Source organism: Pedobacter sp. KACC 23697 (genome assembly GCF_045348445.1).
Taxonomy (GTDB): Bacteria; Bacteroidota; Bacteroidia; order Sphingobacteriales; family Sphingobacteriaceae; genus Pedobacter.
Genome location: NZ_CP157485.1, coordinates 2,836,502 through 2,860,204, shown reverse-complemented (window position 1 = coordinate 2,860,204; position 23,703 = coordinate 2,836,502). Strand labels below are relative to the sequence as shown.

Genomic DNA, 23,703 nt, shown 5'->3' with positions numbered 1-23,703 from the left:
TTTTTTATTTTGGTTAGATAGTGTAGGGTTAAAAGTCTTTTATAGGTTGTTTGTTGTAGTAGGCATCTATATCTGCTTTTGAAGGCATTTTGGCAGGGCGTACCAGTCGCATCCCAACAAAAGGCGCTTCAGGAAACCACCAGTTACTTTTTGGGATCTGTGGATCTAATTGTTTCCAAGATGGATCAGAAGCCAATCTGGCTGTTGAAGTTAAATGATTTGGTGTTTCATCATAAGAGCCACCGCGCACCACATTTGGATAAAGTTTATCGGGTATGGCCACCGGATTTTCTACCATTTTATCTTTGCTCTTACTATAGAAATCAGGAAGGTACTGGTCGTAAGTCCACTCGCTCACGTTTCCATACATGTCAAATAATCCCCATGGATTTGGTTTTTTTTGCCCTACCTGGTGTGTTTTATTATCACTGTTATCTTTATACCAGGCATAATCGCTTAGTTTAGCCGCATCATCACCGAAAGAATAATTGCTTTCGGTTCCCGCTTTACAGGCGTATTCCCATTCTGCCTCGGTGGGTAAACGATAAAAAACACCTGTGCGCACATAAAGCCATTTACAAAACTGGATGGCATTATATTGTGTCATGGCTACTGCTGGCTGGTTCGCTTTACCCATGCCAAAGGTCATATCAAGGTAGGGTTTTGTAGGCCTGGTAACGGCGTCTACTTCAGCCGGAACAGCACTTGTACTGGCTTGTTTTTCGTAATCACGGTAGAGAAAGGGCTCAAAAATATCCCAGGTTACTTCATGTTTTCCCATCCAGAAAGCATCAAGTTTAACCTCATGAACAGGTTGCTCATCTGGTTTTCCGGTTTTGCTTCCCATTTTAAATTTGCCTGCCGGTATGGCCTGCATATCGAATTTTAATTTAGTTCCATTGATGGATTGCGTGTACGAATCACCCGGCGTTTGTGCCGAAATTTGTGCGCAGGGGTAGTAGGCTATTAATGCTGCGGCAATTAACTTTTTAAACATAATTTTTGGTTAGATACACTTAACTCTCTAGGTGTTTATCTGGTAACTTTCTGAAATACTAATGTAAATAACCACATTTAAAACAAAGAAAATTTATGTAACAATAAAGGTAGGTATGCGATATTAAAAGTCAGTTTGACAATTAAAGCTAAGGCCATCTTGATGGGTTATTTATGGTATACAAATCAATATGGTTGAGGGTAAGATCCAACCTATATACCTTCGCGTTAAATCGTCATTGCGAGAAGGCTTTTTCAGCCGACAGCCTGCCCCGACTTTACGGGGAAGCAACCTTTTCAGCGACGATCATTAGCATGATATATTGCTTCATCGTTCCTTTCTGGATCTATTCGGTGAGGAATCTTTGAATAAATTCCACTTATATTTGGTTATACCAGACCATCACAGGCAAAGGGTTTTACCATATCAGGGATGTAAGGTCATTTAAGCTTATGATTTTGCAATGGTACTGCTTACCTTCCGTCTGAAATTTTATTGCTTAAATTGGTAAAACCGACCAGAGTATCCCAACGTGCGCCCGGGCGGCGGTAATAAACGAAAATCTGATAACTGTTTTCGGTCTGGAAAAATGCACCTTCTAAAGGTTTGGTTTCCAGTGTTTTGGTATCATTGTTATACCAGGCATATTCATAATCATAAAGGCCTTGTTTAAGGATCACATTGCCATAAAACTGCTTCCTGCTGGCATCATAAAGCAGTTTATTTTCATTGCTCATGGTAAAATTGTTAAACCGGCCAATTACATAAGCATCGCCGTTAGGGCTGGGAGCCGGGGCATTTAAAGTGAATAAAACACTCATATACTCTGCTTCTGTTTTATCATCGCGCCCGTCGGTATTACGGATAAAAAAGTCTCCGTTTTCATCGTACTGGTTGGCAAACGCTCCTGCCGTTCTGGGTGCATCCTGGAAAAGTATAACATTTACAGATTGATTATCGCGATAAATATCCTTTACATTATCTGCTTTATAACGCAAACTCCTGGTATCAAATTTCCTAAATTCATTGTCTCCCCAAAAATCATTCGTATTAAGGTCGTTATAAACCAATTGGTTTGGTCGTACAAATGCAGGTTTGGTATTCACCTGGATCGTGTTAGCATTAAAATTCTGCATCACCACAGCTTTGATGTCCTGATAAGGATTTGGGATGGCAAAGGTATGATTAATGGTAAAGTTGATTTTTTGTTTATAATTCCTGTTCTCCACCTGCATGGAATTGGTGATATCGGCTGCCACCGCAACCTGATTATCGAGCATATAGAAGCGTTGCGAAATAACCGGTTTGTTTTTGTCGCCGTCTAAATAAACCTTTAATACATAATTGCCTCCAATTTTGGGTTGGATCTGCGTATTGGGCAGGCTGATTTCGTAATGTGTATATTTTCTGGCGGTATTGGAAGAGTAGCGGTAATTGATGATGCGGTCGTCGTTAAAACTCCCTAAATAATCAATGCTCGAAATTTTGGAAGTTTCCCATTCTGCAGTGCAATGCTCAATGGTGTACCAGTAATTTTGGGTGCCCGCAAGAAGGTCGTCAAAAGAAAATGTTATCGTTTCTGATGAATTGAGCATGATAACAGGTAAACTTTGCTCTTTGTTGCTATTGTAGCAAAGCACAGTCTTAATATTTGGAAGATAAATTTTATTCTCGTTGGTAAACCTGGTGTCGTTTTGCGCTAAGGCAAATGTAGAGATGAAAAATAAAACCGTAAATACTATTTTCTGCATGGTTAAAAGTAAAGTTTTATTGGGAAGGGACAAAATGGACTTTTGGATGGTTGCCACGGAAGCACGGATTAAGACGGAAGATTTTCAGGCGTATGATCATCCCTACCTTCGTGGAGGGGTTCATTAGGTAAGGGAAATTGCCCGTGGACGCAGAGGTGTTTTTTGTACGCCGCAACCTTGAATATGCTGTCATGCTGAGGCACGAAGCATCTGCTACCTATGAAACAGATGCTTCGTGCCTTAGCATGACATAGGCTGAAATATTAATCACCGTGTTTCTGTGTCTCGGTGGCAAAAAATATTGAACAAAAATTTAAGGCAAGAATCGCTAGCATGAAAGATTGCTTCGTCGTTCCTCCTCGCAATGACGACCGCGTTAGTGGATGCTAACATCAAAAACCTTCTTCTGCGTTTCCATGGCAAAAAAAACTGTATCATATAATTGCAATTCAATCGGATTTGTCACGTTGAGCCTGTCGAAATGCCTTGTAAGGTATTTAAACCAGGTCCTTCGACAAGCTCAGGATGACAATCTATATTTATGATACAACTCTTATGTCTAATTAACTTCTTGTTAACTAACCTTCCAGCTCCATAATCTCAGCAGCTAAACTTTCCCATTTAGTTTGACTGTTATCTAACTCCTGTTTCGTTGCCAGGTAACGTTTGTTGGCTTCAGCCAGTTTATCGGCTTTGGCGTAAACATTCTCGTCTGCCAGTTCTGCTTCAATATTTTTAACGTTCTGCTCGAGTTCGGTGATCAGCTTTTCTGTTTTCTGCAGCTCATCGTTCAGTTTTTTTAACTGGTTAGCCGTATTGGGGGTAACTGGTTTGGGCTGTTCCTTTTGTTTTTCAGGCATTTTAACCGGAATAGGTTTAGCTGCAGGAATTACCCTTTTGCTATTCCATTCTTCATATTCTGCATAAGTGCCAGGGTATTGCTTAATTTTTCCGCTTTCAATAAACCAGATTTTGTTGGCCACATTATCTAAGAAATACCTATCGTGAGAAACGGCAATAAAAGTACCTTCAAACTGTTGCAATGCCTGGATCAGGATATTTACCGATTGGATATCCAGGTGGTTGGTCGGCTCATCCAGAATCAGGAAATTTGAATCTGTAGTTAAGGATTTAGCCAGGGCCACACGTGATTTTTCTCCACCGGAAAGCACTTTGATCTTTTTGAACACATCATCACCGGTAAATAAGAAACAACCTAAAATACTCCGTAATTCGGTATCGCTATGTTTTGGCGCAAAGGCCTGTAACTCTTCTAAAATTGAATTTTCTAAATGCAGCGACTCTAACTGGTGCTGCGCAAAGAAAGTGGTGGTCACGTTATGACCCGTTTCGCAGAAACCTTCAAATTTTTCAGCTCCGGCAATCATTCTCAGTAATGTAGATTTACCCTTACCATTTGCACCGATCAAGGCAATTTTGTCGCCTTTTTCGATCACACCTTCCGCATCATCTAAAATATGCACATTTGGATAACTCTTGTGCGCGTGTTCTATCCTCACCACATGCCTGCCTGATGGTTTAGAAAATTTGAAGGCAAAATTTACGGTGGGGTTATCATCATCCACATCATCAATACGCTCCATCTTGTCTAAAGCTTTCATCCGCGACTGGGCCATTTTAGCCTTGCTCGCTTTTGCTTTAAAACGCTCAATTAAACGTTCTTCCTGTTTAATTTTAGCCTGTTGATTTTTAAATTCACCCTTTTGGATTTCGCCACGTAAGGCTTTTTCTTCTACATAAAAGCTGTAGTTACCTGCATATACAGTTAACTTGCCTTTACGTGATTCGACTGTACGGTTTACAATCTTATCCAGGAAATACCTATCGTGAGACACAATTACAATGGCGCCTTCAAAACTCATTAAATAGTTCTCTAACCATTTAATAGATGGTAAATCCATGTGGTTGGTGGGCTCATCCAGTAATAAGATATCAGGAGTTTGCAGTAATATTTTGGCCAGCATTACCCGCATTCGCCATCCTCCTGAGAAGGTATTTAACGGGCGTAACTGATCTGCCGTACTAAAACCCAAACCAGCCAGAATTTCGTTAGCTCTATATTCGATGTTGTAACCATCTAAAGCTTCAAACTCCTGCTGTTTATCGCTTAATTTAAATAAAACCTCTTCACTGTAATCTGTCTCGATTTTTTTAAGCAGTTCTTCAATTTCATCATGCAACTGGTTCTGGCGCTCAAAAGCTTCCATGGCCACGTGCAAAATGCTATGGTGCGAATCGTAAGAAAGTAAATCCTGGTTTAAGTAACCAATTTTCAGGTCTTTAGACATGGAAACGGTACCCGAACTCGGGGCGTACTCGCCTACAATTATTTTTAATAGTGTTGATTTTCCTGTTCCATTGGCGCCAATTAAACCAGCTCTGTCGCCCGGTTTGATGTGCCAGTTCGCGTCATCGTATAAGGCCCTTGAGCCAATCAGGAAAGTTAAATTATTTATTGAAATCATTTCGGCTGCAAAAGTACGAAATTTAAAGGCTTTTTTCAGATGGAAAGTCAAATAGGAAAAACTGTCATTCTGATCAATATTAGTGACAGAAGAATCCTAGCGAAATGATAAGCCGCGAAAAGTCGTCATTTCGACCGCAGTGGAGAAATCTTTCTACATAGTTCAAAGATTTCTCCATTTCGCTGCGCTACAGTCGAAATGACGGAGATTTTTAAAATCAGTCAACGGTAGGGAAGTGAAGAGGCAGTTGTTGTGGAATTGAAAAATAAATTTTGATTTCTATAAAACCTTCTTACCTTTGTACTGTAATAAAAATAATTACAGAATGAGTACAAGCAGGTTTCCCATCTCCCTACACATCTTAACCTTATTAAATGAGGCAAAGGGTAGTGTTGTGAGTTCAGCATACTTGGCGGGAAGTATCAATGTCAATCCTGTTTTGATACGCAAGGAAATCATGAATCTACGTAAGCATGGTTTTGTGGAGAGCAAGGAAGGCAAGGGTGGAGGTTCTTTTCTGGCTAAAAATGCTAAAGATATTAATCTGGGCGAAGTGTACCAATCGGTTAGAAGCAGCAATGTGTTAGGGCAGCATAAAAATGAACCGAATCCTAAATGTCCGATCGGTAGGCAGATCAACCAACATTTAGATACCCTTTACAACGCTGCAGAGCATGCCCTTATCGCCAATTTGTCCAAACAGACATTGGCAGATTTTGCCTCGAAATTTGAATAAATTTTTTTAACTAAAACTGTAATAAAAAAGATTACACTTAAAAATAAGTACATAAACTAAAAATTAAATAACATGAAAGTAGCACTAATAGGCGCCTCCGGATTTGTAGGCAAAGCCATTTTGAACGAATTAGTAAGTCGCGGAAATGAAGTAATCGCCATTGCACGCGATACCGCCAAAATTGAAATTAACGATGAAAAGGTAAGTAAGGTAGCGGTAGATGTTTTGGATACTGAAAAATTAACAGCAGTTTTAACAGGTGCTGATGCTGTAGTAAGTGCTTTTAACGCAGGGTGGACCAACCCCAATTTATATCACGATACTTTAGAGGGCGCAAATGCCATTCAGGCTGCGGTAAAGGCATCGGGCGTTAAACGTTACATTTTTATCGGTGGAGCAGGTACCTTGCAGATTGATGGTCAACAGGTTGTAGATGGACCGAATTTCCCTGCTGAAATCAAGCCAGGCGCAACGGCTGTAAGGGATTATTTTAACACGCTGAAACAGGAGAAAGAACTGGATTGGTTATTTTTTAGTCCGGCAATTGAGATGCATCAGGGCATTACGACCGGCCGTACCGGGAAATACCGTTTGGGTAAAACCAGCCCGGTTTTTAATGAAGAAGGCCATTCTGTTTTATCGGTAGAAGATTTGGCGATTGTTATTGCTGATGAGCTGGAAAATAATGCACATCACCGGGAGCAGTTTACGGCAGCGTACTAAAGATGGAAAAGGGAAGATGTAAAAGGGAAGATGGAAAATGGAAGATGTAGGATGGGAAATGGATGAGGGCGGAAGTTGATTCATTGCTTTATTCGTTAACAGGCAGGTTGCCAAGGTTCATGGTTTGATGGTTCATAATTGATGTGCGAAATGTTTATCGCATGGATTATTGGGAATTGATTACTGGTCATTCGTAATGATCACTCGTGGCTATCAAACCATCAACTAAAGTTGTATATGAAACTTGTACTTGGTGCCCCAGGCAAATGAACAAATGGCAAATGAACTAGTGAACTTATGGGGCTATTGAAAGGTTCATCATCCATTTTACATTTTCCATCTTCCATAATTACCTATAAGTTCTTATCTTCGTGGCATGTATCGCCTTATTAAACCAATATTCTTCAAATTTGACCCTGAAAACGTACATTATTTTGTAGTTAAGCGGTTAAAATGGTTTAATGATAAATTCCCGCTTGGTAAAACCATTATCCGTAGCAGCTTTGATGTGCATATTAAAGGTTTAGAGCGCGAGGTTTTTGGTATAAAATTCAGGAATCCTGTTGGATTGGCCGCCGGGTTTGATAAAAATGGCGAATACGTAGAGCCACTTAGTAATTTAGGCTTTGGATTTATCGAAGTGGGTACGGTAACACCCATGCCTCAGCCTGGAAATGATAAACCGCGGATGTTCCGCTTACCTAATGATGAAGCCTTAATTAACCGGATGGGCTTTAACAATAAGGGGGTGGATGTAATGGCCGAGCGTTTGCGCTTGTTAAAAGATAAACATCCTGACATTGTGGTAGGTGGGAATATTGGTAAAAACAAGGCTACTCCAAATGAAGATGCCGTAAGCGACTATATTAAATGTTTCGACCGTCTTTTTGATGTGGTCGATTATTTTGTGGTGAATGTAAGCTCGCCCAATACGCCAGGTTTGCGCGAACTGCAGGAAAAAGAACCCCTGAAGAAAATCCTCAATACTTTACAGCAACGTAATCGTAAAAACGACATTTCACGTCCGATTTTATTAAAAATTGCGCCTGACTTAACTGATGCACAATTAGATGATATTATCGAAATTGTGGCAGAAACAAAAATTGCAGGCATTATTGCCACCAATACCACCATCAGCAGGGAAAACCTGGCTACTGAGAAAGATTTAACTGTTGAAACCGGTGGTTTGAGTGGTAAACCTGTTAAAGAACGCTCTACGGAAGTCATTCGTTATCTTTCAGCGAAATCAAACAAAGCGTTTCCAATTATTGGTGTAGGCGGAATACATTCCGCAAAAGATGCCAAAGAAAAATTAGATGCTGGGGCATCTTTAGTTCAATTGTATACGGGTTTTATTTATGAAGGACCAGGTTTGATCAAAAATATCTGTAAGGCGCTGGTTTAAATATAGTCATCACCCTGATCAGATAGCTATCGGATTTATTTCAGGATCTCTCCTCCAGGAAAGATGCTGAGACAAGTTCAGCATGACGAGGTAGTTAAGCTATAGCCAGAACATTTTAATCTTCACATTTTGTGAAATGAAAGTCAGCATTTCATGGGCGGCACCAGTCCCGCTCTCGCTTCAAAGCCTTGGTTCGTTCCTCGCCTTCGGGTTTTACGCTAAATCGGGTTTATTTAACTAAGTTTTGTGGTTCTTACATTCGTTAGTTAGAAAATGTTATGAAAATAAATCGTCACCCAATTCATTTTATAGCGGTCATTCCGGTATGGTGTCTTAATTACACGCTTTGTCAGTCTGAGCTTGTCGAAGACACTTTGCAGTCGGAAACAAAAAAAGCATCCTTTGATCAGAAGGATGCTTTAAATCTTTAAGAAGAATTTCTAAAAACTATTTTGCCAAAGCAGCTAAAACGGCATTGTTTTTAGCTAATTGGTCGTTTTTAGGTTGTGCAGAGCGGCTTCCTAACTCGATGTTAGTTGCTCTTTTTAAAAATGCTACCTCTTGGTGAGCTGTATTTTTATTTCTTCTGTCTTTTCTTTTTAATCTGGTAACTGCCATGGTAATAACCTTTTAATTATTTTATTTGTACAAATGGAGGTCGAGAGCGGATTCGAACCGCTGTAGAAGGTTTTGCAGACCTCTGCCTAGCCACTCGGCCACTCGACCATAAATTCAAGGCTGCAAAAATAGCAATTATAAGTTAGCCCGCAAACATTATTTTAATAATTATCTAATTTAGTTCCGAACTCGCACTAATTCAGCACAAAAGATTGCTGCGCTTACCGCTACATTTAACGATTCGGCCTGTCCAACTCTTGGAATGGTGACGGGCTTATTTATTTTTTTGATCACCTCTGCCGATATGCCCTTCCCCTCATTACCTAAAATTACCAATCCTTCAGTTCCCCATTGCGTTTTGTAAATCGATTCGCCATCTAATAATGCACCAAATACAGGGATGGTATTATGCTCCAGCAATGCCGGTAAATCTGCTTCATAAATATTTATCCTGGCCAAAGAGCCCATGGTGGCCTGTACCGTTTTAGGATTGTATATTTCTACACAGTCTGCAGAACAGATGATGTTTTTAAAACCAAACCAATCTGCCGTACGGATAATGGTGCCCATGTTGCCCGGATCCTGTACACCATCCAATACCAAGGTAAACTGATTTTTTAACTCTTTTGGTACCAGTGCGCTGTTTTTGGGAATATGAACAAGCGCTAAAAAGCCTTGTGGCGTTTGCAGCGTACTAATCTTCTCTAATTCGGCGTTCTTTACTTCAAATAAGTTTATATTTGCAGGTAATTTGGGTAACAAATTATATTGCTCGCTGTTATAAAATATAGTGTGGATCTGGTAGCTTGATTGAAAAAATTCCTGTATGGATTTTATACCTTCAACAATAAACAAACCATGTTCTTTACGATATTTTTTTTGATGTAACGATTTTATAAAACTAATCTGTGATTTTGAAAGCATACCAACACTCAATAAATATTAAACTGAAAAGCACTGCAATATTACTATTTATTATTGTTTTAATTCAGGCCTGCTCGTCAACTAAGTACATTGCAGACTACCAATCGATAGTGAAAAAGGTAACTATTGACAGTGTTGATGCAAAATTTGAAGAACAGGCTTACAACTATGTTCAGAAAGACATCAGACCGGCATCGAAATTGAGCATTAATGTACCTTTATACAATTTTTTCAATACTAAAGACGGTCGGTATAAAACCAGTGATATTAAGCCCTTTGGTACGCCACCAGCCATTTTAGACAGCACATTGGTCGAAATTTCCAGAACACAGATACAGAAATTTTTAAAAAGTAAGGGCTATCGACGGGCCGAAGTCAAAGCCGAGATAAAGGTTGCAGATAAAAAGGCCGAAATTGTATTCACGGCAAAACCGGGACCTGCCTATTTTATCGATAAGCTTTCTGATTCGATACCAAACCGAAATATTAAAAACCTTTACGAATCGAACAAGGCTAAAATAACCCATTTACATAAGGGAATGCAATATGATGAAGATTCTTTAACATATGAAAGGGAGCAGATTTACCGGATTATGAAGGAAAATGGTTATTTCTATTTCTTAAGGCCCTATGTAAATTTCGACGTATACGGTGCAGAGCCTACTTCTAAAACCAATAAAATAGACCTGAACCTGAATGTAACTGATCCCAACGATGGTGAACATAAGCAGTTCAACATTGGATACACCCATATGATTATTGCACCTAATCCTGATGGTTTTCCAGATTCGGTACGTTATAAGCTCAGTAAAGACACCGTTAATGGTATCATGTTCACCGATTTTTCGAAACGCTATCGCAGAAACCCCATTGTTAGGTATGATTTTCTGAAACAGGGCGATCTTTATGATATCCGAAATGAAAACCTCACTTACGATCGTTTATACGAACTCAATATTTTTAAAAACGTAAAAATCGATTATTACAGAAGGGACAGTACTTCAAACAAAATAAATACAGTAATCCAGCTTATTCCACAAAAGGTAATGAGTAACCGGGTGGAAGGCGAGGTGCCTTTTAATGGTGGTACGGTAGGATTTACCATTGGAAATACTTATACGAATAACAATATTTTTAGAGGGGCGGAACGTTTTGAGCTTCAGGTAAAAGGTGGTTTGCAATCCAGAATTGGCAATGGTGCAAAACCTTTTAGTGATATTTATCAGCGTGATTTTTCGATCAGTTCGAGTATTACCGTACCCAGGTTGATGATCCCTTTCTACAATCCGGTTTTGGGTGGTAATGGTATGCCGCACACTACTTTTGCATCAAGCTACATTTATGCACTTCAGAAAGATGTATCGGTTAGAAGGATTTTTATCAACTCCATTACTTATGATTGGTTTGAAACCAAATCTAAGCTGCATTCTTTTACGCCCTTAAATTTCGAATACCGTTTTGGCTATTTAGACCCTAATGTTGATGCGCAAACCGTATTGAACAACCTTTATTACTCCACATTATTAGGCCGTAAAGATTTAACACTGGGCATGAAATATACCTATACTTTAAATGCAAATAAATTAAATGAATACCGGTCTTTTGTTTATTTAAGGGCAGGAATGGATATTGCGGGGAATATGTTGCAGGGAATATCCGGATTAATCGGCAAAAAAGGTGATCCTGCAAACAACAACCCGGCAAGAATATTGGGCTTACCATTTAACCAATACATGCGTCCTGAAGTTGACTTGAGGTGGTATAAACACTTAGGTGGTGATCGACAGTTTATTGCCCGTTTAAATGCAGGTGTAGCTTATGCCTATGGAAATTCAGTCTTAACAGGTATACCTTTTGAAAAGCAGTTTTTTGCTGGTGGATCAAGCGGAATAAGGGCCTGGCAGGCAAGAACCATAGGTCCTGGAAACTATGATAGAGGTATTTTGAGGAGTGATACCTTAAGGAGAGCATTTTTTGGACTTGACCAGCTTGGAACCATGCGTATTGAAACGAATTTTGAATACCGTTTTACCGTGGCCAAAAAGTTTTTAGGTGCCACATTAAAAGGCGCTGCATTTGTTGATATCGGTAATGTATGGAACCTGCGCAGGGGCGAATCAATTCTTGTAGCTAGTCCGTCACTGGATGAGCAAACCATATTTAGATTGAGTAAATTAGCCCAGCAACTCGCCGTTGGAACAGGTGTAGGGCTGAGATATGATGTGCAATATTTTGTTTTCAGGTTTGATGTAGGATTAAAACTTAAAGATCCTCAGTTCGCAGGTTCGGATCAATGGGTCATCAGTAAGTTTTTATCCGGGGCAAGAGATTTTAAAAATAGTTATAATGCCACGCACGGGCCAGATACCTATCGTTTTATACAATACAACTTTGGTATCGGAATGCCGTTTTAATTAATCAAAAAGACTTAATGCTTTGGGTTTGGTATCGGGATCTTTAAAAGAAAATTCTGTAAAGGGTTGCCATCTTTTATCCATGTGCCTGTAAACAGAGAAAGATGAAACCACAAATTCACGCTTAAATCTGCGGTCTTTAAATTCGGTGCAAATTTGTTTGAAACTGGGTTTTATATCTCTGAATGCCAGGGTTAAATGTGGATTAAATTTTTCTTTTTTTTCGATCAGTTTCAGTGGCTGTAATGCGCTGGTTATCTGTTTTTCCAGCAGCATTAATCCTTCATTTGGTTCAACATCGAGGTAAAAGGTATGTTCAGGGAAGGAGTTGAAATTTCGGAGCACCTGTATAAAGGGCTGATGGAAAGCAGCATCGGCCAAAACCTTAAAAAAACTTTTTTCTGCATCATGTGATGAAAGTTTTACCGGAGGATATAAGGTAATATGTGCCGGACGCTTTAATGATTCATGCACATTAAATTTATCTGAAATGTAGGTTCTGATCTCATTTATGTCTTATACGATAGAAATGGGCGGAATTAAACACACTAAAAATAAATTTTCCATAAAACAAATTTACTAAAAATATTAGTAAGTAAAAATAGAATTAGCCTGAGCAAATCTGCTGTGTGATGGTACCTTGGATACGAACTATATTATTTTTAAACAACTGACCTTAATTAACAACTGCTTTAAAACATAACCTTTTTTCGGGCTAATTATAGCTTTGCTGTCAGATGGAAACATCAGACACCACGAAATAAAAAACCCTTATATTTTGCCACGGATACACGGATGAACACGGAGAAATCTGACAGTGTAACAGACTTATGTTAACTAAACCCGACCGGCAGCGTTATCCCGGTTTAAGCATCATTTTATTTACCGATTAATCTACCGGGATTAAGCAAAGGGCGGGACTGGCAGAACGGAAGCACCATGGGTACTGCTTTTCTTAAAAAAATAATGAACCTGTTATCACGAAGCGATCTTCTGGATTATCTTATTTATTTGCAAAGTTCAACCCGTAGTAGAAAGATTGCTTCGTCGTTTCTCCTCGTAATGATGATTTTACTAAGGCAAATCAGACCAGGTTCTTCAATCCATCAAAAATACTTTCGAAAAAGGTAGACAGGTTTAACCCGTTGCTGTGGTTGAAATAAGCAAATACCAGGAGTATAATGACCACAAATATGATGAGTTTGCGGAAGGCGAAGGCTATAACTATCAGTAAAATAGGGATAATAAATAACCATAAACTATTGATGGTGTAAGGACTTAAATCGGTATCTTTTTTGTATACATACACCAGTTTGCTATGCGTGCCGGCATCATTTTGGTGTTTAATATAAATGAAGGTCGATTTATCGATTGGTAAGGGCAGCACAGCTATGCCATCGTTAAATTTTAGTACCTGCGTAAAACCACTTACGCTAAAGGTATAGGTTCCGTTTATATTTTCGTTAGGGTTATTCAACGAATCGGCTGCTATAATGGCCAGTTTACTGTTTTTAAGCAAATTCTCTTTTACCAGAAAATTATTGATTGATGCTGTTTGTGCAATGCTGAATAATCCAGTTAAACACAGCGCCAGCAAGAGTATGATTCGTTTCATTCGATAGAACGTTTATTGTAAATTAAATAACCGATATGCAATAATACGCCATTTCTTTTAATCGCATCATTATATAAATTATAACTCAGGCTAACCGGGCCCAAAGGCGAGTGATAAACCAGGCCTGCGGTACCTGCATAGCGTAATTTGGTAATGGCCTTTGCGTAATTGATATCCTGAAAATTATTTTGTTCAAATTCTTTATGCGGTAAAAATAAGTAACCCTCCAATCTAAAGTCAAGATTTTTTTTAACATTATAAATGTTTTTTATTCCACCAGCGGCATAGGTAGTTGCCCTAAACTTATCGAGAAATAGCGAGCGGCTATCTTGTAGCGGATAAAAGGCCGGGGCGGTTAATAGCGTTGCGTAATAATTGCTGAATAAGGGCTGATTCGAAATTACACCTTCTACAATATAACCTAAAGTATATTTTTTAAGGTGTAAAAAATAGTTCTCCTGGGTGAGTTTAATACTGGCCCATTGGCGGAGCTGGCTGCTACCGGGAATTTTCACAAAACCAGGGGTATTGCGGAAAATGTTCCCAGGATTATAATTTTCGCGACCGGTGGTATAATTAAAACTTAATGAAAAATGCTGTCCATTAGTAGCATATTGTTTTCTGTTCAGCGAATTTTTTTCTAAGTTTAGCGAGCCTCTGAAGCCATTAAATATGGTTTGATCTAATAAATCGCCTACTGCAAAAGTGTTATTGGGGCTGTAACGGTCATTATTATTGATAAAGTTGGCGTGGAGCACAATTTTGGTATTGTAATTTAGGGGCATTCCCATCATGAGATCAATTTTCCGGTCAGATTGTTCGATATAAATGGGATGTGGGTTTTCGATAAAGATCTGGCTGGTATTATAAAAATTCCAGTGATTATAAGTTAGCTCTGCTGCCAGAAACAGGGGGAGCCTGGTTGGATAATCTACCCGGCCATTTAGCTGTACCGATTCGTAAAAACGACCGGAATAAAAGCTGGTTCCAAAAGTATACGATTTGCGGTTGAGGTAATTGTATTGTGCGCCCAAAAAAACATTACTGATGGGTCTGGTTGAAATATTGCCGCCCAATTCCAGCTTGAAGCTCTTTTTCGGCTGTGCCACTACCTCAAAAGTATAACTATCTGTTGCTGCTTGATAAGAAATTTTGGGATATACCGTTTCAAAGGTTTGGTCGGCAACAAGTTTGTAATAGCCACGTTTAATATCTTGCAGGTTAAAAGTCGTTTTATCACTTTTAAAGAGTCTTTCTACATATTTTTTCTGCTGGTTGTTTACACCGGTTACCATGATGTTGCTGAATTTGAGATCTGGTTTTCTCGAATTAAATTTTTCCCTTTTCTGTGCCAGTTCTTCATCGCCTACTCTTCTGCTGATCAAAGCTTTAATTCTAGGCATATCAGCCATGGTGGCATCATATCCTTTTTTGATCAGTTCTTCTACCGGAGCGAAATTGGTTACGCTATAGGTAGCTAAATCGGGTTGGATGTAAACACCGTTTTTACCGATCATGGTCGAGTCTGATTTGGATAGGAACATGTAAACCAGAAAGCGGTTCATTAAACGATCGTCGATATTTTTAGGGTATTCGTTGTAGGTTTTGGAAGAAACATTGGCACCAATCATATAATCGGGCTTGAAATCTCTTTCCATCACATCAGCCGGGAAATTATTATAAAGCCCGCCGTCAAAAACATACTTTCCGTCTAATTTAATCGGACGGTAAATTATAGGGACCGTCATCGTTGCTCTTACAGCCTCTGCCAAACTTCCTTTGCTTACGGTAATGCTTTTTTGTGAAAGCACATCAGCCACCATACAGCGGTAGGGAACAAACAGATTGTCGAAATTATCTTTGGAAACGGCAGAAGCCTGTGAAAAAAGCTCAAGAAAGGCAAAGTTTAAAGGGATGTCATTAATCAGGTTAGAGCGGAAACTAAAATGAAAACCGGTATCAATAGCTACTTTTGCAGTAAGCATAGAGGCATTTGGTGCATTTTTCTGGAAATAATAGGTATAATCGCTGGTGTAACGCCCGTTTACCCAGTTCTGAAAATCGCTACTGAGCGCGATCTCCTCAATCTGTTTTGGGCTATAACCTGCGGCATACATAGCGCCTACAATGCCACCCATAGATGTGCCGGTAATGTAATCAATAGGGATGTGGTTTTCTTCCAGGGCCTTTAATGTGCCAATATGCGACAATCCTTTTGCACCGCCACCGCTAAATACAAGACCTACCTTTTGCGCCTGCAATTGGCTACAGCACAGAACGAACAGGATCAGCAAATATCTTTTAAAAGTTACCACCCCTAAAAATAAGTGTTTTTCTTTTAAAATCAGTTCAATATGAAAATGTTATAGGTTAAAAATGATGCAAAACTTACCCAAAAAATATAGGGGATGAATAGTAAACCCGCCCATTTGTTAATCTTATAGAACATACCTGCATTGATAACAATGATAATTAACAGTAAAATAATTTCGAACAGGGCAAAGCCAAGTTCGTGCAGATAAAAGAAAATGAACGACCAGGCGAGATTTAAGATCAGCTGGATGAGGTAGATGGCTACAGTACGAGGGAAATGAACAATTTTATCGCGTCTAACCCAAACCAGATAGGCAGCGATGCCAATGAGGATGTAAAGGGTAGTCCAGACAGGTGCAAAAAGCCAGTTTGGTGGATTAAATGATGGCTTATTTAAGGTTGGATACCAGGTTTTAACAGATTGAGCGGTTGCCAATCCACCCAGCGCACCAACACCCAGTGTGATGGCAATATTAATAATAAAAGCCAGTGGTTTGAATTTCATGCCTAAAATTTGATTTTTAAACAAAGACCAGTCCCAAATGTTTTATTATCTGCCGATACCTGGTACCACAGGTAAGCTCTCGTTGCCATCATTGCCAACGCTCTGAACAGCAAATAAATAATTGTCTTTACTGTAAGGCAATCTTAGTTCGGTAGCTGAAGTGAAAAATTTCTTTTCCCAAACAGGGCTACTGGTTTCGCGCATTAATACATAATAACCTTTTGCAGTACCATTAAGCGGTGCTTTCCAGTATAAAAAAGTAGAGTTGCTCAGGTTCTTAACATCCACCTTGACTTCGGTCGGGCTGGAAGGGGCTTTGGCCAGGTTGGCCAAAACTGCAATATTAACACCTGTATTTTTGCGTAAATACTCGAAATCCATAAATTCCTGCAGGTCGCCATACCGCACACCATTTTCTGTTCTGAGATCCTGATGCTGGTGATCGAAGTTTTCGTTCATTTCGGTTAAGCGTACGGCCGTAAAACCATTCTCTACGAATGGGGTGTGGTCTCCGCCACGAAGAAACCGGTCATTTCTGTAAATGAGTTTAACCTCTAACTGATCTACATACCGCTCGCCTATTTCTTTAACATAGCGGGCCAACTGACGGCTTTTACCATCGTTTTCTAAACCAAACTGGCGGATACTTTTTGCATTTTTATCCAGATCTAAGCTGGGTAAGCCCTCGCTGAATACACGGAGCCTGGTATTATCAATAATTTGTGTTTCGCTACTGTTGTTGCTGCCAATCATATCGTTGTTCAGCATGGCATCCACGTTCCAGTTTTCTTTTTTTGCTTTTGCGGCCATAAAACCAGAGCCTAATAAAGATTGTTCTTCACCGCTTACGGCTACAAATATGATGGTTGCCGGAAATTTATACTGACTCATGATTCTCGCAGCCTCTATTACGCCTGCAACACCACTACCATCATCGTTGGCGCCGGGTGCATCACTGGTTCTGTTCATAACATCGGTAACGCGGCTATCGAGGTGTCCGCTTACCACATAAACACGTTTGTCGTTTGTGTCCGTGCCTTTTAATATGGCTACGGCATTGCCCAAAAGTGTAGGCTGGTCTACTCTTTTGCCATCAGGTTTAAATGTAACTGTGTCCAGGTATGCGGTAAGCCTGCCATCACTTTTCCTGGCAAACTGGTTAAATTTACTCACCACCCAATTTCTGGCCGCTCCGATGCCTTTTGTTTTACTTTTAATATCGCTAAGCGTATTCCTGGTGCCGAAAGAAACCATTTTACTGATGTACGATTTTAGTGAATCGGGATTTACAGTCTTAACCATTTTTTCGATATCCTGATTTCGGTTAACTACAACCTGAGCCTGTAGCGATAAACTGGTGGCTATAAAAGTAAGTAGGATATAGGTTTTTTTCATCTTAGGGCTTTTTTAGGTAATGACAGCTTTAGTTAAAACGAAGATATTAAATGATTACTGGAATATGAATGACTAAAACGCAGAGGCGTGTAACAATTAGGGCATAAAAAAGCCCTTTGAAACGAATCAAAGGGCTTTAACTTAATTTTAGTACTACTTTGTAAGTTCTGGTGTCCGGTTCCAATTACCAAAAGCTTTTTTTGCTGAAGCTTTAGCTGTATTTAATTCCACATCACCAGCAATGGTTAAAAATGTTTTTTCAGGAGAAATCTGGCTATAAAAGTTTTTAACATCGGCCAGGGTTAAGGCATTGATCGAGTTTTCATTTACCGTTTGATCATAATCGTAATCCTTGGCCTTAATACTGGTTAATAATTTAGCTTTGGCTGTATTGAAAGTTTTTTGATCAATGGTAGCATTCTGGATCAGCACAGCCATTTCAGTTAAATCTTTTTCGAAATCTGCGCTGGCTGTAGCCAATTTGCCACTGTTATCTTTAAAACTGATATTGGCGTTTTTGCTTACATTTTCATTGAGTACGGCATTTAATAATTCAACTACACCATCTTTTTTTGTATTGAATGCTTTAGTATCCAGGGTGAAGCTGGAATAAGCCTTTGGCGATTTATTATTTTCAGAAATAATAATGTTCAGGCCATTTTTAAGTTGGTATCCAACCGGCTCTTTAAAGGTTTGTGCTTTAGCCGTATAAATCGAAAGGATGGCAATGGAGAAAAGTGTAATCGTTTTAATCTTGTTCATTTTATTCTTTATGGATAATAAGGATAATTTTTTTAAATTTTCTTCAAACGTCAATTTAATAAGCCTTAGAGGCCTCTTACGGCGATATCACTGGCGTTGTCAATATTGAACTGGCGTATATACGTGATGAGAATCAGATTGGATTTCAGCTGACATGAATTTTGTTCATTTTGTTCATTTCTTTTGAATCTTTCGATATGTCTCTTTGAGATAGCACAACCTTTGATGAGTCTAAAATTGCTGGATGAGTTAATTTCAGCATTAATCAATATGAAAATACCAAGTCTGTAAAAAGGAATATGAATCAGATATGAGCTTTTTCGAATCAAAGCATCGGTATAGGCGGAAGTAAAATTTTACCAAAACTTAGCAGTCCTACATGCGCCAATCTATGTATCCTTTGCACACTTCGCAGTTAAAGTAGTTACTTAGTGCTTCTCTGCGTCACGCTCTGCGAAACTCGGTGGTTAACACTTTGCGGGCTCAGCGCTCTCCTTTGCGCACTTTACGGTTAGAATAGCTACTTAGTGCTTCTCTGTGCCGCTCTCTGTGAGGCTCGGTGTTTAACACTTTGCGGACTCAGCGCTCTCCTTTGCGCACTTTGCGGTTAGAGTGGCTGCGTAGTGCTTCTCTGTGCCGCTCTCTGTGAGGCTTGGTGGTTAACACTTTGCGGGTTCAGCGCTCTCCTTCGCACTTTGCGGTTAGAGTAGCTGCGCAGTGCTTCTCTGTGCCACTCTCTGTGAGGCTTGGTGGTTAACACTTTGCGGGTTCAGCGCTCTCCTTTGCGCACTTTGCAGTTAAAGTAGTTACTTAGTGCTTCTCTGTGCCGCTCTCTGTGAGGCTTGGTGGCTAACACTTTGCGGGCTCAGCGCTCTCCTTTGCGCACTTTGCGGTTAGAGTGGCTGCGTAGTGCTTCTCTGTGCCGCTCTCTGTGAGGCTTGGTGGTTAACCCTTTGCGGGCTCAGCGCTCTCCTTTGCGCATTTTGCAGTTAAAGTAGTTACTTAGTGCTTCTCTGTGCCGCTCTCTGTGAGGCTTGGTGGTTAACACTTTGCGGGTTCAGCGTTCTCCTTTGCGCACTTTGCGGTTAGAGTAGTTGCGTAGTGCTTCTCTGTGCCGCTCTCTGTGAGGCTCGGTGGTTAACACTTTGCGGGTTCAGCGCTCTCCTTTGCGCATTTTGCGGTTAGAGTAGCTGCGTAGTGCTTCTCTGTGCCGCTCTCTGTGCGGCTTGGTGGTTAACACTTTGCGGGCTCAGCGCTCTCCTTTGCGCACTTTGCGGTTAAAAAAAGCTATTTAATCTCTCCCTATGAAACTTCGTAGTTGAAACCTTTGGACCAAAAGTTAGCTACTTAGCCAACATCAGTTATTGATGAGCAAAATTCTCAGGAGCATATGGAAGATCTGATGCTGATTTTAAACCGGCATCTTCAATAAAATCTTTTATTTCCCGGATGGTTTCGTCGGGCGCACTGATTTGCGGAAAATGTCCGGTAGCTTTCATCACGACCAGAAAATTGTCGGGTGTATTTTTATGAATAAATTCTCCAACCGATAATGGAGCCATTGCATCCTTCGTACATTGCAGGGTTAGACTTGGTACTTCGAGGTTTTTCAATTTGTCTCTGTAATCGGCTTTAAAGGTGGCCATTGCAAAGGCCAGCGCCACACTCGGGTCGGTGGCTTCAAAACACTCGTGTAAAAAATCAGAAAGTTCAGGTTCACCAGGGTTGTCCATCACTACCGGTGCCAATTGTTTACTCCAGGCCACATAATCATGGGCGATATGCGTAAAAATGGTTTCAATGTCTTTAGCATTAAATCCGCCGATATAATCATGGTCGTTTAAATAGCGGGGTGATGGACCAATAAATACCAATTTTTTAAACACATCTGGTAGCTGCAGTGCGGCAATCATGCCGATCATACTACTCACCGAATGCCCAATAAATATAATGTTCTTCAGATCAAGCGCTTGTATAATATCAATTACATCGCAGGCATATCCTTCAAGCGTAGCATATTTCCTTTGATCGTATTGACTGAGGTCTGAATCACCAGAGCCTACATAATCAAATAAGATTACCTTATAATCTTCCAGGAAAGCATCTGTGATGTATTTCCAGGAGTTTTGTGCACAGCCGAAGCCATGGGCAAATAGGAGTACCTGGCTGCCTTCGCCAAGTATTTTCACATTATTTCTGATGAGTATTGGATGCAAAGTGTTTGATTTTAAAATTCTTTCTTAAGGTAGGGAATGTAACAGTTTTTTTATAAAAAAATAAAAAATGAACAAAAAGCACCATTTTAATCTGCAGACAGGCATTTGGGTGTTCATTTTAGTGTTCTAATTCATTAACGGTCAAATATTTGTTGGTTTTAATGATTACGAAGTTTAAGTGAGTAGGGTTTTAAAATGAAAAATTAAATGTTTATGAAAATTGAAGTTTGATTTCTGGAATTACATATTTGGTTCATAATCATTATCTTGCTTGTTCTCCACTAACCGGAAAACCAATATTCCTGATGAAAAAGTCCCTTCCACTTTTTATTATTATCTGTATATTTTTCATAAATGCATCTGCCCAGGTTAATTTAAAAGCTTTTAAATCTAACGGAACAACTGTTTCTGTCAGTCAAAAACGATTGGTTGTGCATTGGCCGGTTGGCAAGGGTGCCATTGGTAAAATGATTCTTGATCTGGAAAATGGGAAACCACTCTTTAACAGTTTGCAGATGGGTAAAAAAGGCGCATTAAAAATAGTTGCGGCAAATCTCGACCCCGTTTTTATTTTGCGGGTAGGTAAACGTACTTTAAGTGCTGAAAGTGGTGGTTGGGATGTATTTTTTGACCGTGTTCCCACCAGGCCTTACACGACCAATCTAGTCAGATTCGAAAAAGGAAATGCAAGTGTTTTTACACATGGTACGCAAACAGTGGTAAAGATAGCGGGTTTACAAGCTGAAAATTTTAGCGGTAATTTAGAAATAACACTTTACAACGGAAGCCCTTTGTTTAATGTAGCTGCAGTAGTATCTACCCAGAAGGATTCTACTGCGATTTTATACGATGCCGGATTGGTAAGCAAAAAAGAGACCTGGTCTGATATAGCCTGGTCTGATGTAAAAGGTAATCTTCACTCCGAAAAGGCGGTTAAAACTGATGGAAGTAAAAATCTGGAGGTGAAGTACCGTACGGTAATCGGTGAAAATACCGGAGGAAGTTTAGCAGTTTTTCCTGCTCCGCATCAATATTTTTATCCATTGGATGAAGCTTTTAATCTTAAATTTACCTGGAAAGGGCGCAATTATTTAAACCTGATTTCAGATTTTGGGATTGGCATCCGTCAGGATCCTTCAGGCGATAAACGTTATGTACCCTGGTTTAATGCACCTCCCAATACGCAGCAACGGCTTAATTTTTTCTGCTTGCTGAGCACAGGGAAAGCAGATGTGGTTTTAAATGAAGTAAAAAAGTTTACCCATAATGATACTTATGTGCCCTTGGCAGGCTATAAAACTATGGCCAGCCATTTTCACAATGAGTTTATTTCTGATGTAGTGCTAAGTGGCAAACCCGTTCCGGAGCAACCGGAATTTGTGGATGTACTGAGGAAAACAGGATTGAATATAGTGAAACTGGCCGAATTTCATGGACCAGGTCATCCGAAAGGACCAGATTCTGTTCGTTTAAGAGAACTTGATGCCTTGTTTAAACAAACCAAAAGACTGTCTGATTCTAATTTTCTGCTGTTGCCGGGAGAAGAGGCCAATAATTTTTATGGCGGACACTGGCTGGCATTTTTTCCTAAACCGGTTTACTGGATCATGTCGAGGAAGAGCAGCCTGCCTTTCGAAAGCAACGACCCTAAATACGGTAAAGTTTACCGGGTAAATGATAAGGCTGAAATGCTCAGATTACTGGAACAGGAACATGGCTTAGCCTGGACTGCCCATGCCCGAACAAAAGCCTCAACAGGTTATCCTGATAAATATAAGGAAGAGGATTTTTTTAAATCGGAAACTTTTATGGGCGCAGCCTGGAAAGCGATTCCGGGAGATCTTTCTTTACCTACTTTAAGTAAAAGGGTATTAAATCTGATGGACGATATGGCCAATTGGGGGTTGAAGAAACATATTATCTCAGAGGCAGACATCTTTACCATTACTGAACAAAATGAAATGTACGCACACTTAAACGTAAATTATTTACAACTTGATAAGGTGCCCAACTATGCTGATGGCTGGCAACCGGTTTTAGATGTAATGCGGAAAGGAAAATTTTTCGTTTCAACAGGTGAGGTATTAATCCCGAGCTTTAATGTTGATGGAAAAGGTGCAGGCGAGACTTTGAAAGTTAATCGCAGCGGAAAAGCAACGATAAATATGCAGCTTAACTGGACATTCCCTTTAGGTTTTGCAGAAATTGTATCGGGTGATGGGAAAAAAGTATACCATAAACGGCTCAATTTAAATACAACGCAGGCATTTGGTAAAAAGGATTTTAACTGGCAGGTTGATTTAAAAGGCCGTAAATGGGTAAGGGTAGAGGTTTGGGATGTTGCTGCCAATGGCGCTTTTACACAGATGGTTTGGCTGGAGTAGATTTGCTGGCATTCTGAGGGATAATTTATGATATAAAAATCAATATTATTGACAGCCCTCTTCCGAGTCGTCATTTCGAGCGGAGTGCAACGCAGCCGAGAAACACGAAGTGCTCAGCGAAGCTAAATCTTTCTCAATAGATTTCTCCATTTCGCTACCGATGAAAAATCGGCACGCTCCAGTCGAAATGACGATTCTTCTGTAGGATCTGTCAATGGTAGCGCAGCGAAGAATCCATGACTAATGAAGTACAAGCTGTGAATTAATATCTAAATGAAGTTAATAACTGAGTTTGATTATCTTAATAAATAGAAGGTTAATTTTTAATCATTCGTAATGATACGATCTTCATGCTGAATTTATTTTACGAGTAAAAATAGTATTTTCAAGTGTTTTGTGTCTACTGTGTGGTCAGCATCTTTCTGTAAAATAGACCCTGAAATAAATCCGATAGCTATC

The 23,703-nt window shown here is 39.7% G+C and carries 17 protein-coding genes and 1 tRNA gene; 5 read left to right on the top strand and 13 right to left on the bottom strand.

The annotated features are described in order from the left end of the window. Positions 1-28: 28 nt before the first annotated feature. The 3 genes from ABEG20_RS11400 to ABEG20_RS11390 all read right to left on the bottom strand — a co-directional run bounded on the left by ABEG20_RS11400 (position 29) and on the right by ABEG20_RS11390 (position 5,234). Entirely contained in the window at positions 29-997 is a 969-nt protein-coding gene (locus tag ABEG20_RS11400; protein WP_406823468.1) for a formylglycine-generating enzyme family protein, read from the bottom strand. A 473-nt stretch (positions 998-1,470) separates the two neighbouring features. Then, positions 1,471-2,748, bottom strand: coding sequence for a DUF5103 domain-containing protein (locus ABEG20_RS11395; protein ID WP_406823467.1), 1,278 nt, complete (start codon positions 2,746-2,748; stop codon positions 1,471-1,473). Between the two features lie 578 nt (positions 2,749-3,326). Then, a complete protein-coding gene (locus tag ABEG20_RS11390) occupies positions 3,327-5,234 on the bottom strand; it encodes an ABC-F family ATP-binding cassette domain-containing protein (RefSeq protein WP_406823466.1) in 1,908 nt (635 codons plus the stop codon). 325 nt (positions 5,235-5,559) lie between these two features. Between ABEG20_RS11390 and ABEG20_RS11385 the strand changes: the two genes are divergently transcribed. The 3 genes from ABEG20_RS11385 to ABEG20_RS11375 all read left to right on the top strand — a co-directional run bounded on the left by ABEG20_RS11385 (position 5,560) and on the right by ABEG20_RS11375 (position 8,098). Continuing rightward, positions 5,560-5,970: an Rrf2 family transcriptional regulator gene (locus ABEG20_RS11385; protein ID WP_406823465.1), complete on the top strand. Its 411-nt coding sequence runs from the start codon at positions 5,560-5,562 to the stop codon at positions 5,968-5,970. A gap of 72 nt (positions 5,971-6,042) precedes the next feature. After that, on the top strand, positions 6,043-6,693 hold the full coding sequence (locus ABEG20_RS11380) for an NAD(P)-dependent oxidoreductase (RefSeq protein ID WP_406823464.1): 651 nt from the start codon (positions 6,043-6,045) through the stop codon (positions 6,691-6,693). Positions 6,694-7,069: 376 nt separating this feature from the next. Continuing rightward, positions 7,070-8,098 carry a quinone-dependent dihydroorotate dehydrogenase gene (locus ABEG20_RS11375; RefSeq protein WP_406823463.1) on the top strand — a complete coding sequence of 343 codons (1,029 nt, stop codon included), beginning with the start codon at positions 7,070-7,072 and terminating at the stop codon, positions 8,096-8,098. 447 nt (positions 8,099-8,545) lie between these two features. Here ABEG20_RS11375 and ABEG20_RS11370 read toward each other — a convergent pair whose 3' ends face one another. From ABEG20_RS11370 to ABEG20_RS11360, 3 genes are all read right to left on the bottom strand, one after another. Further along, on the bottom strand, positions 8,546-8,716 hold the full coding sequence (locus ABEG20_RS11370; RefSeq protein WP_029275070.1) for a hypothetical protein: 171 nt from the start codon (positions 8,714-8,716) through the stop codon (positions 8,546-8,548). Between the two features lie 34 nt (positions 8,717-8,750). Next, positions 8,751-8,824, bottom strand: a tRNA-Cys gene (locus ABEG20_RS11365). Positions 8,825-8,893: 69 nt separating this feature from the next. Then, positions 8,894-9,640, bottom strand: a complete 747-nt coding sequence (locus ABEG20_RS11360) for a TrmH family RNA methyltransferase (RefSeq protein WP_406823462.1) — start codon at positions 9,638-9,640, stop codon at positions 8,894-8,896. On the opposite strand from ABEG20_RS11360, the gene ABEG20_RS11355 reads away from it, so the two are divergent. Continuing rightward, a complete protein-coding gene (locus ABEG20_RS11355; protein ID WP_406823461.1) occupies positions 9,631-12,054 on the top strand; it encodes a BamA/TamA family outer membrane protein in 2,424 nt (807 codons plus the stop codon). The two genes, ABEG20_RS11360 and ABEG20_RS11355, sit on opposite strands and share 10 nt — an antisense overlap. Here the strand turns inward: ABEG20_RS11355 and ABEG20_RS11350 are convergent, their stop codons facing one another. The 7 genes from ABEG20_RS11350 to ABEG20_RS11320 form a co-directional block, all read right to left on the bottom strand. Continuing rightward, positions 12,055-12,558, bottom strand: coding sequence for a 2'-5' RNA ligase family protein (locus ABEG20_RS11350; RefSeq protein ID WP_406827394.1), 504 nt, complete (start codon positions 12,556-12,558; stop codon positions 12,055-12,057). 580 nt (positions 12,559-13,138) lie between these two features. Beyond that, positions 13,139-13,669: a hypothetical protein gene (locus ABEG20_RS11345; protein ID WP_406823460.1), complete on the bottom strand. Its 531-nt coding sequence runs from the start codon at positions 13,667-13,669 to the stop codon at positions 13,139-13,141. Continuing rightward, positions 13,666-15,984 (bottom strand): patatin-like phospholipase family protein, encoded by a 2,319-nt coding sequence (locus tag ABEG20_RS11340; protein ID WP_406823459.1) that lies wholly within the window; start codon positions 15,982-15,984, stop codon positions 13,666-13,668. The genes ABEG20_RS11345 and ABEG20_RS11340 overlap by 4 nt, the downstream gene beginning before the upstream one ends. 29 nt (positions 15,985-16,013) lie before the next feature. Next, a complete protein-coding gene (locus tag ABEG20_RS11335; protein ID WP_406823458.1) occupies positions 16,014-16,487 on the bottom strand; it encodes a TspO/MBR family protein in 474 nt (157 codons plus the stop codon). A 45-nt stretch (positions 16,488-16,532) separates the two neighbouring features. Then, positions 16,533-17,882, bottom strand: a complete 1,350-nt coding sequence (locus ABEG20_RS11330) for a M28 family metallopeptidase (protein WP_406823457.1) — start codon at positions 17,880-17,882, stop codon at positions 16,533-16,535. A gap of 153 nt (positions 17,883-18,035) precedes the next feature. Then, positions 18,036-18,644 carry a hypothetical protein gene (locus ABEG20_RS11325; protein ID WP_406823456.1) on the bottom strand — a complete coding sequence of 203 codons (609 nt, stop codon included), beginning with the start codon at positions 18,642-18,644 and terminating at the stop codon, positions 18,036-18,038. 1,361 nt (positions 18,645-20,005) lie between these two features. Next, positions 20,006-20,860 (bottom strand): alpha/beta fold hydrolase, encoded by an 855-nt coding sequence (locus ABEG20_RS11320; protein ID WP_406823455.1) that lies wholly within the window; start codon positions 20,858-20,860, stop codon positions 20,006-20,008. A 305-nt stretch (positions 20,861-21,165) separates the two neighbouring features. Between ABEG20_RS11320 and ABEG20_RS11315 the strand changes: the two genes are divergently transcribed. Continuing rightward, entirely contained in the window at positions 21,166-23,244 is a 2,079-nt protein-coding gene (locus tag ABEG20_RS11315; RefSeq protein WP_406823454.1) for a hypothetical protein, read from the top strand. Positions 23,245-23,703 lie beyond the last annotated feature (459 nt).

What these genes read in the sequence shown, in the direction of transcription:
- ABEG20_RS11390 (WP_406823466.1), bottom strand. Translation starts at nt 5,234, where the DNA reads ATGATTTCAATAAATAATTTAACTTTCCTGATTGGCTCAAGGGCCTTA.
- ABEG20_RS11380 (WP_406823464.1), top strand. Translation starts at nt 6,043, where the DNA reads ATGAAAGTAGCACTAATAGGCGCCTCCGGATTTGTAGGCAAAGCCATT.
- ABEG20_RS11345 (WP_406823460.1), bottom strand. Translation starts at nt 13,669, where the DNA reads ATGAAACGAATCATACTCTTGCTGGCGCTGTGTTTAACTGGATTATTC.
- ABEG20_RS11330 (WP_406823457.1), bottom strand. Translation starts at nt 17,882, where the DNA reads ATGAAAAAAACCTATATCCTACTTACTTTTATAGCCACCAGTTTATCG.
- ABEG20_RS11335 (WP_406823458.1), bottom strand. Translation starts at nt 16,487, where the DNA reads ATGAAATTCAAACCACTGGCTTTTATTATTAATATTGCCATCACACTG.
- ABEG20_RS11315 (WP_406823454.1), top strand. Translation starts at nt 21,166, where the DNA reads ATGAAAAAGTCCCTTCCACTTTTTATTATTATCTGTATATTTTTCATA.
- ABEG20_RS11400 (WP_406823468.1), bottom strand. Translation starts at nt 997, where the DNA reads ATGTTTAAAAAGTTAATTGCCGCAGCATTAATAGCCTACTACCCCTGC.
- ABEG20_RS11385 (WP_406823465.1), top strand. Translation starts at nt 5,560, where the DNA reads ATGAGTACAAGCAGGTTTCCCATCTCCCTACACATCTTAACCTTATTA.
- ABEG20_RS11370 (WP_029275070.1), bottom strand. Translation starts at nt 8,716, where the DNA reads ATGGCAGTTACCAGATTAAAAAGAAAAGACAGAAGAAATAAAAATACA.
- ABEG20_RS11395 (WP_406823467.1), bottom strand. Translation starts at nt 2,748, where the DNA reads ATGCAGAAAATAGTATTTACGGTTTTATTTTTCATCTCTACATTTGCC.
- ABEG20_RS11360 (WP_406823462.1), bottom strand. Translation starts at nt 9,640, where the DNA reads ATGCTTTCAAAATCACAGATTAGTTTTATAAAATCGTTACATCAAAAA.
- ABEG20_RS11375 (WP_406823463.1), top strand. Translation starts at nt 7,070, where the DNA reads ATGTATCGCCTTATTAAACCAATATTCTTCAAATTTGACCCTGAAAAC.
- ABEG20_RS11325 (WP_406823456.1), bottom strand. Translation starts at nt 18,644, where the DNA reads ATGAACAAGATTAAAACGATTACACTTTTCTCCATTGCCATCCTTTCG.